Annotated in this window: 10 protein-coding genes; 3 read left to right on the top strand and 7 right to left on the bottom strand. The window is 71.3% G+C overall.

The window, feature by feature from the left end; genetic code table 11:
• Positions 1-78 precede the first annotated feature (78 nt).
• The 5 genes from ACFQ7Q_RS23915 to ACFQ7Q_RS23895 form a co-directional block, all read right to left on the bottom strand.
• Positions 79-1617: a hypothetical protein gene (locus tag ACFQ7Q_RS23915; protein WP_383558589.1), complete on the bottom strand. Its 1539-nt coding sequence runs from the start codon at positions 1615-1617 to the stop codon at positions 79-81.
• A gap of 5 nt (positions 1618-1622) precedes the next feature.
• Positions 1623-3683, bottom strand: a complete 2061-nt coding sequence (locus ACFQ7Q_RS23910) for a hypothetical protein (protein WP_383558587.1) — start codon at positions 3681-3683, stop codon at positions 1623-1625.
• Positions 3684-3772: 89 nt separating this feature from the next.
• Positions 3773-4681 carry an isopenicillin N synthase family dioxygenase gene (locus ACFQ7Q_RS23905; protein ID WP_383558585.1) on the bottom strand — a complete coding sequence of 303 codons (909 nt, stop codon included), beginning with the start codon at positions 4679-4681 and terminating at the stop codon, positions 3773-3775.
• Positions 4674-5126 carry a nucleoside deaminase gene (locus tag ACFQ7Q_RS23900; protein ID WP_383558584.1) on the bottom strand — a complete coding sequence of 151 codons (453 nt, stop codon included), beginning with the start codon at positions 5124-5126 and terminating at the stop codon, positions 4674-4676. The genes ACFQ7Q_RS23905 and ACFQ7Q_RS23900 overlap by 8 nt, the downstream gene beginning before the upstream one ends.
• 32 nt (positions 5127-5158) lie before the next feature.
• Positions 5159-5776: a flavodoxin family protein gene (locus ACFQ7Q_RS23895; protein ID WP_383558582.1), complete on the bottom strand. Its 618-nt coding sequence runs from the start codon at positions 5774-5776 to the stop codon at positions 5159-5161.
• Between the two features lie 149 nt (positions 5777-5925).
• Between ACFQ7Q_RS23895 and ACFQ7Q_RS23890 the strand changes: the two genes are divergently transcribed.
• Positions 5926-6855, top strand: a complete 930-nt coding sequence (locus ACFQ7Q_RS23890; RefSeq protein WP_383558581.1) for a DMT family transporter — start codon at positions 5926-5928, stop codon at positions 6853-6855.
• Here ACFQ7Q_RS23890 and ACFQ7Q_RS23885 read toward each other — a convergent pair.
• Positions 6758-7642, bottom strand: coding sequence for a LysR family transcriptional regulator (locus ACFQ7Q_RS23885; RefSeq protein ID WP_383558580.1), 885 nt, complete (start codon positions 7640-7642; stop codon positions 6758-6760). The genes ACFQ7Q_RS23890 and ACFQ7Q_RS23885 overlap by 98 nt on opposite strands.
• Positions 7642-8037, bottom strand: coding sequence for a PLD nuclease N-terminal domain-containing protein (locus ACFQ7Q_RS23880; protein ID WP_383558578.1), 396 nt, complete (start codon positions 8035-8037; stop codon positions 7642-7644). Before ACFQ7Q_RS23880 ends, ACFQ7Q_RS23885 begins: the two co-directional genes overlap by 1 nt.
• Positions 8038-8126: 89 nt before the next feature.
• Here ACFQ7Q_RS23880 and ACFQ7Q_RS23875 point away from each other — a divergent pair, with 89 nt between their 5' ends.
• Together ACFQ7Q_RS23875 and mqnP are read left to right on the top strand one after the other, a co-directional pair.
• Positions 8127-9578, top strand: a complete 1452-nt coding sequence (locus tag ACFQ7Q_RS23875) for a menaquinone biosynthesis decarboxylase (protein WP_383558577.1) — start codon at positions 8127-8129, stop codon at positions 9576-9578.
• Positions 9575-10477 carry a menaquinone biosynthesis prenyltransferase MqnP gene (gene mqnP / locus ACFQ7Q_RS23870; protein ID WP_383558575.1) on the top strand — a complete coding sequence of 301 codons (903 nt, stop codon included), beginning with the start codon at positions 9575-9577 and terminating at the stop codon, positions 10475-10477. Before ACFQ7Q_RS23875 ends, mqnP begins: the two co-directional genes overlap by 4 nt.
• Positions 10478-10482: the final 5 nt, after the last annotated feature.

Genomic DNA, 10482 nt, shown 5'->3' with positions numbered 1-10482 from the left:
GGGGGGTATCATCCCGCCCGGCGGCCGCGGGGTGCCCTCCGGTACCCGGCGGCCGCTCGGCGTCGGGGCGCGGACGAATCAACTGCCTTGCGGGGGAAGGCAGTTCTTCGTCGGTGCCTTGCCCTCGGGCCAGGCGATCTGGACGAACCTCTGCGAGCCGTCCTGGGCCAGTTCCACGATCGGCACCGCCTTGTTGAAGGGGTTGCCGAAGTTGTCCAGGCAGATCCAGCCGCTCGCGCCGTCGACCCGGAGCGAGCCCTTCACCTGGGGCCACTGCGTGACCACGTCCGCGAGTTCCGGGTACTGCGCGCCCTGCGGGGTCGCCTGGCGGATCGCGTGCACCGCCGTCGCCATCGCGTCGTACGCGACGATCGCCTGCCCGTCGGCGAGCGCGACCGGCTCCTTCGAGGCCCGGGCGATGTCCGTCAGGAACGTGTCGTACGCGGCCGTCGAACCACCCGTCCCCGGCACCGGCCGGCCCGGCGCCGGCTTCCAGGCGTCCGGGTGCGCCAGCGAGGCGTAGCGGACGGTCAGCTTCGCCTTCAGCGCGGCGCGGTTGAGCTTGCGGTCCGCGCCCAGATACGAGCCCTCGTCGCCGGTCAGGATCGTGAACGCCCGGTCCGCGCAGCCGCGCGAGCCCAGCGCGTTGATGAACTGCCGCAGCTGGGTGTGCCGGCCCGCGAAGAAGACGGTCTCCGCGTTCGTGTCGCAGATCAGATGGGTGATCTGGCGGAACGTGTTCGCCGTCGTCCCCTCCTCCGTCGGGTCGGCGGGGGAGGTGAACAGCTGCGGCTCGTACGGCGCGCCCTTGAGCGAGGCCGCGAACGCCGACTTCAGCGTGTCCGTGTAGTGGTCGCCGGTCCGGGTGTCCTGCACCAGCAGCGCCTTCGCCGAGTCGACCTTCCCGAAGTGCGCCAGCGCCTTGGCCTCGTCGCCGTTGGTGGGGGAGACACGGGCGAGGCCGGGGAAGCGGTTGTTGCCGGCGCCGGGGCCGTTGGCGATGTCGTCGGCGGTGATCGTGGTGCCGACGACGGCGACGCCCGCGCCGGTCAGCGCCGCCACCGCCTGTCGTATCTCGGTCGAGGAGGTGGCCACCCCGGAGACCGCCCGCAGCCGGTCCTCCCCGCCCGTCATGTTCTTCAGCCGATCCACCGTCGTGCGCCAATGGGCGTTGCCCTTACCGGTGTTGGCGAGGACGAGCCGGATCTTAGGGGTCTCGCTGTTGGACTCGTGATTGGCGCGGTACTGCCGGGCGTAGGCACCCTGCACCTCGTGCAGGACCTTGACCTGCATCCCGGCGTCCGGCGAGGTCAGCGGCAGCAGCAGGGCGACCGTCGCGTACTCGCCCGGCTTCAGGGCGCGGTTCTCCTCGCGGATCAGCCCGGCCACCTCGGTCAGCGACGAGACGCCGAAGTCGTATCCGTCGCCGTTGACGCCGATGCATTCGGTACTGCCCTCGGGGCGCTCCACGCCCTGGGCGCAGGAACGGTCCTCCGGGGTGGTGGCGCGGTTGACGACGTATCCGGTCAGCCCGCCGAGCACGGCGAGGACCACCACCGCCGTGGTGATCCTCTGACGGGTGGTGTGCAGGAGGTGGAAGCGCAGCCAGGCGAGCATGGTCCTCAGACTCCGTCCTCGCGCGCCGGGGACAGCGAGAGCTCCCGCCAGGCGCGGATGTCGGTCGGCCAGTGGGTGGCCGCGTCCCACAGCGGTCTGTTGCCCGTCAGATGGCGACCGGAGAGCTGGCGCAACTCGAACGCCAGCTTCTCGGTCACCTCGCCGTCGGGCAGGGCGAGCGGGTCGGTCAGCAGCCAGACCGCGTGCAGCAACCGCCTCAGCCGCAGATGGAGTTCGGTGGTGTCGGCGTCGAGTCCGGCCGGCATCAGATCGGGCGGCCGCTGCCCGAGCGCGACGGCCCGGCGCGGATCGGAGCCCGTCCGGTCGCGGGTGCGCGGGTAGGGGGCGGAGGCGATGAACCGCAGCCGCGCCAGCCACTGCTCGACGTCCGGGCGGGGGAACGTGACGCGCAGATGGGTCACGGCCTGTTGGGTGCGGCCGAGGGCGAGTTCGTGGTGGAGCCGGTACGCGAGCCCGGCCTCCCGGTCGTAGTGCCGGTGCAGGGTCTCGTGGACGGCCCGCCAGGTCGCGTACCCCTCGCCGTCCTCGAACCGCAGCCGGTGCAGCAGCAGGGCGCGCAGCAGCGGGTCGGCGACGAAGTGTTCCGGGCTCTCGGGCCAGCCCTCGGCGCGCAGCCGGTCGCGGACCTCCAGGGCCATGTCACCGTCCGGGGACTCCCCTGGCAGCCGGGTGTGGGCGAGGAGCCGCGCGGACGTCTCGTCGTGGGCGGCGGCCAGCACCGCGAGCCGGCCGTGGTGCTCCCCCGGCAGCAGCTCCGCGAGGAGCGTCGGCGCGACCGGCACCGGCGGGGCGTCCTCGCGCAGCTCCACCTTCAGGTCGAGCAGCGCGCCCGGGGTGAGGGCCGGGCGGAGCTCCGCGGGGGCCTCGCCCGCGGTGCGGCCGAGCAGGGTCACTCCCAGCGGGCGGCCGCCGGTGAGCCGGTGGACGCCCCTGGCCAGGTCGGCGGGGGTCCGGCCGGCCGGGTCGTGTCGGTCGAAGGCCGATTGGGCGTGCGCGGGGGAGAGCGGGGTGAGTTCGACGGCGAGGATGCCGGAGGTGACGTCCGTGCCGCGCGGGCAGGGGGCCAGCCGGGCCGTCTCGGGCAGTCTCAGCCGGCTCGCGCGGCGCATTCCCTCGTGGTCGCGGACCCGGGACGAGGCGAGGACGACGACCCGGTCGCGGCGTCCGGCGGCGCGGTCCCGCAGGATCGGTTCGATCAGGCGACGGCCGAGCGGCTCATGGGCGTTGTCGAGGAGGAGGACGGGCCGGCCGCTGCGGGCACCGGCCCGCAGCAGACCGGTGAACGCGCGGTTCAGGTCCTCCACGAGCGCGCCGACGAGGAAGCTCTCGGCCTCCTGGCGGCGCCGTCCGCCCTGCTCGAAGTCGTTGGCGAGGTACTGGAGGCCGATCTTGCCGCGGCCGCCGGCGTTGCGGTAGCTCCCGTACCAGTTCTCCGACCTGCGCTGACTGCGGCCGAAGACCTCCTCCAGAACGGTCTCCACGGTCGCCTCCGCGAGGAGCCCGGCCATCGGCGCGGTGGCCTCGGCGAAGTTGGCCGCCAGCTTGCTGAGGACCTTGGTGACCCAGGTGGCGCCGGCGCCCTTCGCCGCGTCGACGGTCGCGAGGACCGGGCCGAGCCGCTGCAGATCGTGCCGGGCCCGCTCCTCGTCCTCCCGTGACCAGCTGGTGGAGGCGACGGCGACCAGGCCGAGCGACAGCCGCGGGAACTCCACGGGCGCGCTGGCGAATCCGCGCGGGGCGAGCTGGCCGGCGAGTTCGGCGAGCGCGCCGGTGAGCTCGTTCCAGCCGGGCCCGTGGTCGGCGGGCGGCTCGATGTGCGCGCAGTCGAGGAGGGCGAGCGGGGTGGCTCCCTTGTAGGCGTTGCGCACCTGTTTGAGCAGCGCCGTCTTGCCCATGCCGCGGCCGCCGGTGAAGACGGTGACCGGCGGGTCGTCGCCGTGCTCGTACGCGGTGCGGGCGAAGCGGTACGGGGTCAGCCCGACGAGCCGCGCCGCGAGTCCGGAATCCTGGAAGACCGCCTCGCGGCCGTACAGCTCTCTGTCCACGCTCTGCCACCCCCGTCACAGACAACTACAGGATATCGACAGAGAGTTGGGAAAGCGGCAGCCTTTTCGACTCTGTTGTGGAGCTGTTGTCACTCCGTGGCGATGGCGTCGAGCTGGGCCCTCAGGTAACTGTGTGACTCGATGCCGTGGATCGTGGTCCCCGGATCGCACTCGTAGAAGTACACCAGCGACATCAGCTCCTCGGCGGGTTCGTCGGCCGGCGGCGGCAGCACCCGGTGGCGTCCCGAACGCCACCGGCCTCCGGTCCAACCGGCCATCACATCGCCGATGTTGACGGTGAACGCGGCCGGATCGAAGGGCGCGTCCTGCCAGCCGCCGGAGTCGGTGAACACCTGAAGGCCGCCCTTGCCCGCCTCCCGGTCCAGGACGGTGACCGTGCCGAAGTCGGTGTGCGGGCCGATCCGGAACTGGCCAGGCTCCGGCGTGCCCGTCCGCTCCTGCCCCGGGTACCAGTTGATGTTGAAGCCGAACGTCGGGTGCCCGGTGTGCCGGGTGAAGAAGTCCCGCTCCTCCCCGAGCGCCTCGCCGAGCAGGTCGAGGATGTGGTCGGACAGCGCCTGCATCTGCGCCAGGTACCTCTCCACCAGCGGCTTCAGCTCGGGCACCTCGGCGGGCCAGGTGTTCGGCAGGAACCACTCCGCGTCCACGGCCGGGTCCCCGGTCGGCTCGTCCGCCGCGAAGGAGAGCGACTCCTTCAGATCGGGCGGGGTCGCCGTGCCCTCCGCGTACGCGTTGGCCTCCGCGCCCGGCCCGAGCCAGCCCCGCCCGCCGACCCGCACCGCGTACGGCTCCTTGACGGCCGGCGGGAGGTGGAAGAAGCGCCGGGCGACCGCCCGGATCTCCGCCCGCAGACCGGGGTCGACTCCGTGCCCGGTGACCAGCAGGAAGCCGGCCTCGCGCAGGGCCCGGTCGACGGCGGGCAGCTGCCCGGCCGGATCGCGGGTCAGATCGATCGTCGGAAGGCGCGCTTCACTCATCGCCGATGTCCTCGTTCCACAGAGCCGGATGCCTCTCGATGAACTCCCCCATCAGTGCGGCGCATTCGGGGTCGTCGAGCACCACGACCTCGACGCCGTGCTCCGCGAGCCAGTCGTGCCCGCCGTGGAAGGTCTCCGCCTCCCCGACGATGACCCGCGAGATCCCGAACTGCCGCACCAGACCGGAGCAGTACCAGCACGGCGACAGGGTGGTCACCATCGTCGTGCCCCGGTACGAGCGCTGCCGGCCGGCCGCCCGGAAGGCGGCGGTCTCCGCATGCGTCGACGGGTCCCCGTCCTGCACGCGCCGGTTGTGCCCGCGCCCCAGCAGCGTCCCGTCGGCCCCGTAGAGGGCGGCCCCGATCGGGATGCCGCCCTCGGCGAGCCCGGCCCGCGCCTCGGCGACGGCGGTGGCGAGCCACCGGCGTGCCTGTTCCTGGTCCATGAACGTGACTCTTCCCCGTCGGACCCGGACCGTCACACCTCGGGAGAGTCCTCCTCGTAGGGGAAACGGGCGAACGGGGCCTCGCGCTGGAAGAAGGTCTTGGCGCGGATCATCGCCTGCTCGTCGGCCCGCACCCGGCCCGGCCGGGAGCCGGTCCCGGTCAGCACCCCGCCGAACCGCATCCGCAGATAGGCCGCCGAGTGGTTCAGGGTGGTCGCGAGACCGTCCGCGACGCCTTGCTCCTCGTGTGCCATGGCGGTCACTCCCCAGAGCGTCCGGCCCGCCATCCGCCGCTTGAAGTCCGAGCCGGGCACGTTCAGCCAGCCCGACCAGTAGTCGAGGTAGCGCTTGGTCTGCGCGGAGAGGCTGTACCAGTACAGGGGCGAGGCGATGACGATGTCGGTCGCCGCCAGGGTGGCCTGCCGCAGCGTCTCCTCGTTCTCCCCGGCCGGCCAGGAGGCCGTCTCGTGCCGTCCGTCCTGGAAGTCGGGCAGGGCCAGCCGGTTCAGGTCCACCCAGCGTTGCGGGACGTCGGCGGGCAGCTGGGCGGCGGCCGCCCGGGCGAGCACCTCGGTGTTGCCGTCCGGGCGCGAGCTGCCGAGGACGAAGAGGAACGAGCGGTCCGCGCCACGGGGGCTGTCTGGATTCATGTCTGCTCCGGTCTCGTGGGTGCCCTGCGTCCAACCCGGCTCCTCCAGGCGGTATTCCGCGGGCCCATCGGCTCGTCCGATGGGCCCATCGGCAGGACGCCCCACTGGCTCGTGGACCGGTTCCCGCCGCTCTCCGTAGCGTCGCGGACATGAGAAACGAGACCAGGGGAACCCTCGAACTGACCCTCGCCATGGTGCTTTCCGGCACCCTCGGAATCTTCGTCGTCGAGTCCGGGGCGTCCCCCTTCGAGGTGGTGTTCTTCCGGTGCCTCTTCGGGGCGGCCGCCCTCGGCGCGTACAGCCTCGCCCGCGGTTATCTGACCGGGCACGGCTTCACGCCGAGGAAGCTCGGACTCGCCGCGCTCGGCGGGGTGTTCATCGTCTTCAACTGGGTCTTCCTCTTCGAGGCGTACGAAGCCACCTCGATCTCCTTCGCCACCGTCGTCTACCACACGCAGCCGTTCTTCCTGGTGGTCTTCGGCGCCGTGCTCTTCCGGGAGCGGATCACCGCCGCCAAGTTCGGCTGGCTCGCGGTGGCCTTCGTCGGGCTGGTGCTCGTGTCCGGGATACGGCCTGGGGACACCGCCTCGCTCAAGGGCCTCGGGCTCGCGCTCGCCGCGGCCGTGCTCTACGCGCTGTCGACGATCGTCACCAAGCGGATCACCGGCGTCCGGCCCCACCTGATCGCCCTCGTGCAGGTCCTGGTCGGCATTCCGCTGCTGCTGCCCTTCGCCGACTTCGGCGCGGCCTCCCGGCTCGGCGCCGGCTGGGGCTGGCTCGCCGGCCTCGGCCTCGTCCACACCGGACTGATGTACGTGCTGATGTACGCGGCCTACCAGAAGCTGCCCACCGCGAAGATCGCCGTGCTCGCCTTCACCTACCCCGCCGTCGCGATGTTCGCCGACTGGGCGGTGTACGGGCACCACATCGGCCTCGTCCAGGCGCTCGGCGTCCCGCTGATCGTCCTGGCCAGCCTGAAGGTCACCCTCGCTGCTCGGACACCAGCCGCCGCGCCTGCTCCACGAACAGCCGCACATGCGCCGGCAGCCGCTTCCCCCGCCGCCACGCGATCTGCGTGAAGAGCGTGAACGGCGGACGCCAGTCCAGCTCCGCCAGTGCCCCGGACGCCAGCTCCTCGGAGACGGTGACCCGGGGCACCAGGGCGATGCCCAGACCGCCCGCCACACCCCGCTTCGTCGCCTCGATCGTGCCGAACTCCATGAACGGCGGAGACCACTCCCGCAGCTCTCGCTCGAACAGGTCGCGGTACGGACATCCCGGCTCCGTGCCCACCAGCTGCGCCGCCGCCAGGTCCACGGCCGTCAGATCCGTGCGCCCCGCCAGCGGATGCCGCGGCGCGGCCACCAGCACCAGCGGCTCCTCGGCCAGGACCTCGCTCTCCAGGCCGGCGTGCTCCGTCTCCGGCTCCATCAGGAAGCCGATGTCGTACGTCCCCTGGCGCAGCGCCTGCCGGGTCTCGTCGCCGAGGGTCGGGCGCAGCGCCAGCCGGACCTTCGGATAGCGGTGGTGGAAGAGCTCCAGGAGCGGCGGCAGCCGGTAGGAGGTCAGCGACTCCATCGTGCCCACCGCGATCGCCCCGGCCGGCTCCTCGGTCTCCACGACCGCGGCCCGCGCCTCCTCGGACAGCTCGATGATCCGACGGGCGTACGGCAGCAGCCGCTCACCGGCCTCGGTGAGCCGGATGCGGCTGCCGAGCCGTTCGAACAGCTCCACGCCGAGAGAGGACTCCAGGGCACGGATCTGACTGGTCACGCTGGACTGGGCGTACCGCAGATCGGCGGCCGCGCGGGTGAAGGAGAGGACGCCGGCGACCTTCTCGAAGGTGACCAGGAGCCGGAGCTCCATCAGCCGTCGCTGTCCTTGGCGTCGTCGCCCTGCTCGCGCTTCTTCAGCTCCTCCTCGCGGCGGCGCAGGTCCGCCTCCCAGTCCTTGAGGACGGCCTCGTCCTTCTTGTTCTCGTCCTTGAGGGACTTCAGGAAGTCGGGGTTGTCGTCGGGAGCGACCCACTCGTGGCGGTGGTCGCGGTGCCATTCGGACGGCGTACGGCCGCCGGCGGGGGCCTTGCGCATCTTGCCCGCGGCGAACCAGACGATCGGGCCGACGATCCAGAAGAGCAGGATGATGATGACCCAGACGACCTTGGGCAGGTGCTTGGCCTCGTCCTCGGGGGTGTTGAGGCAGTCGATGAAGGCGTAGATCGTCAGCGCCAGCGGCAGGATGTACATCAGCGCCCTGAGCATGTGGGACAGCCCCCTGGAAGCAATGGCAGGGCTCGTTTCGACGGCCCCGGTGACAGGCCAAGCGTAGCCCGTGGCGGATACTGACCCCTATGGCTTACGACGATCTCCGCTCGCTGCTCAGGGCGCTGGAGCGCGAAGGCGACCTCAAGCGCATCAAGGCCGAAGTCGATCCGTACCTGGAGGTCGGGGAGATCGTCGACCGGGTGAACAAGGCGGGAGGCCCGGCGCTCCTCTTCGAGAACGTCAAGGGCTCCGCCATGCCGCTCGCGATGAACGTCTTCGGGACGGACCGCCGGCTGCTCAAGGCCCTCGGCCTGAAGTCGTACGGCGAGATCAGCGAGAAGATCGGCGGGCTGCTCAAGCCCGAGCTCCCGCAGGGCTTCGTCGGCGTCCGTGAGGCCTTCGGCAAGCTCGGCTCGATGGTCCACGTGCCGCCGAAGAAGGTGAAGGACGCTCCCGTCCAGGAGGTCGTCCTCACCGGCGACGACGTCGACCTGGACAAGCTGCCCGCGCTCTTCACCTGGCCCAAGGACGGCGGGTCCTTCTTCAACCTCGGTCTGACGCACACCAAGCACCCGGAGACGGGTGTCCGTAACCTCGGGCTCTACCGGCTGCAGCGCCACGACAAGCGCACCATCGGGATGCACTGGCAGATCCACAAGGACAGCCGCAACCACTACGCGGTCGCCGCGGAGCGCGGCGAGCGGCTGCCGGTCGCGATCGCCTTCGGCTGCCCGCCCGCGGTGACGTACGCGTCGACGGCGCCGCTGCCCGGCGACATCGACGAGTACCTGTTCGCCGGCTTCGTGCAGGGCAAGCGGATCGAGATGGTCGACTGCAAGACGGTGCCGCTCCAGGTGCCGGCGCAGGCCGAGGTCGTCATCGAGGGCTGGCTCGAGCCGGGCGAGATGCTCCCCGAGGGCCCCTTCGGCGACCACACGGGCTTCTACACGCCGCAGGAGCCGTTCCCCGCGCTGAAGATCGACTGCGTGACGATGCGGAAGCGTCCGCTGATCCAGTCGATCGTGGTCGGCCGGCCGCCGACGGAGGACGGGCCGCTGGGGCGCGCGACGGAGCGTTTCTTCCTGCCGCTCCTCAAGATCATCGTGCCGGACATCGTGGACTACCACCTGCCCGAGTCGGGTGGCTTCCACAACTGCGCGATCATCTCGATCGACAAGAAGTACCCGAAGCACGCGCAGAAGGTCATGCACGCCATCTGGGGCGCCCACATGATGTCGCTGACCAAGCTGATCGTCATCGTGGACAAGGACTGCGACGTGCACGACCTGCACGAGGTGTCCTGGCGGGCGCTCGGCAACACGGACTACGCCCGCGACCTCACGGTCGTCGAGGGCCCGGTCGACCACCTCGACCACGCCTCCTACCAGCAGTTCTGGGGCGGCAAGGCGGGCATCGACGCCACGAAGAAGCTCCCCGAGGAGGGCTACACCCGGGACGGCGGCTGGCCGGACATGGTGGAGTCGGACCCGGCGACGGCCGCCCTGGTGGACCGCCGCTGGAAGGAGTACGGCCTGTGACCACCGCGGCCGTACCCGGCGCGCAGCCGGGCCGTACGAAGGCCTTCCTGCGCCTTGTGATGATCGAGCACTCGGTCTTCGCGCTGCCGTTCGCGTACATCGCCTCGCTGACCGCGATGTTCCAGCTGGACCGGAACATCCACTGGGGGAAGCTGCTCCTCGTCACCATCTGCATGGTGGGCCTGCGGACCTTCGCCATGGCCTGCAACCGGATCATCGACCGCGAGATCGACGCCCGTAACCCCCGCACCGCCCAGCGCGAGCTGGTGACCGGTGCCGTGTCGGTGCGCTCCGCGTGGACGGGCGCCGGGGTCGCGGTCGTCGTGTTCCTCGGGGCGGCCGCCCTGCTGAACCCGCTGTGCCTGGCGCTCGCGCCGCTCGCCGTGGTGCCGATGGTGGTCTACCCGTACGGCAAGAGGTTCACGAACTACCCGCACGCGATCCTCGGCCTCGCCCAGGCCATAGGGCCCATCGGGGCCTGGCTGGCGGTCACCGGGGAGTGGTCCTGGGACGCGGTGATCCTCGGGCTCGCGGTCGGCGTCTGGATCGGCGGCTTCGACCTGATCTTCGCCTGCCAGGACGTCCAGGCGGACCGCGCCCACGGCGTGATGTCGGTTCCGGCCCGCTTCGGCGTCCCCGCGGCGCTGTGGGGAGCGCGGGGCTCGGCCGTCGTGACGACGGGTCTGCTGGTCGGGTACGCGCTGGCCACCGACGCCGGGACGTTCTTCTGGGTCGGGCTGGTGATCGTGGTCGCCGCGTTCTGCTACGAGCACACGATCGTGAAGCCCCACGACCTGTCCCGGCTGAACCGGGCGTTCTTCACCGTCAACGGGTTCATCGGGATGGCCCTGTTCGTGTGCACGCTGCTCGACCTGCTGGTGCGGGGCCTGACCGTCTGAGCCGG

It is taken from the genome of Streptomyces sp. NPDC056527 (assembly GCF_042794475.1).
GTDB lineage: Bacteria > Actinomycetota > Actinomycetes > Streptomycetales > Streptomycetaceae > Streptomyces.
This window is presented reverse-complemented; position numbering and strand designations above follow the sequence as displayed.

Excerpts from the sequence above, each read along its gene's own strand:
- ACFQ7Q_RS23875 (WP_383558577.1), top strand. The coding sequence starts at position 8,127 with ATGGCTTACGACGATCTCCGCTCGCTGCTCAGGGCGCTGGAGCGCGAA.
- ACFQ7Q_RS23895 (WP_383558582.1), bottom strand. The coding sequence starts at position 5,776 with ATGAATCCAGACAGCCCCCGTGGCGCGGACCGCTCGTTCCTCTTCGTC.
- ACFQ7Q_RS23880 (WP_383558578.1), bottom strand. The coding sequence starts at position 8,037 with ATGCTCAGGGCGCTGATGTACATCCTGCCGCTGGCGCTGACGATCTAC.
- ACFQ7Q_RS23915 (WP_383558589.1), bottom strand. The coding sequence starts at position 1,617 with ATGCTCGCCTGGCTGCGCTTCCACCTCCTGCACACCACCCGTCAGAGG.
- ACFQ7Q_RS23890 (WP_383558581.1), top strand. The coding sequence starts at position 5,926 with ATGAGAAACGAGACCAGGGGAACCCTCGAACTGACCCTCGCCATGGTG.
- ACFQ7Q_RS23885 (WP_383558580.1), bottom strand. The coding sequence starts at position 7,642 with ATGGAGCTCCGGCTCCTGGTCACCTTCGAGAAGGTCGCCGGCGTCCTC.
- ACFQ7Q_RS23905 (WP_383558585.1), bottom strand. The coding sequence starts at position 4,681 with ATGAGTGAAGCGCGCCTTCCGACGATCGATCTGACCCGCGATCCGGCC.
- ACFQ7Q_RS23900 (WP_383558584.1), bottom strand. The coding sequence starts at position 5,126 with ATGGACCAGGAACAGGCACGCCGGTGGCTCGCCACCGCCGTCGCCGAG.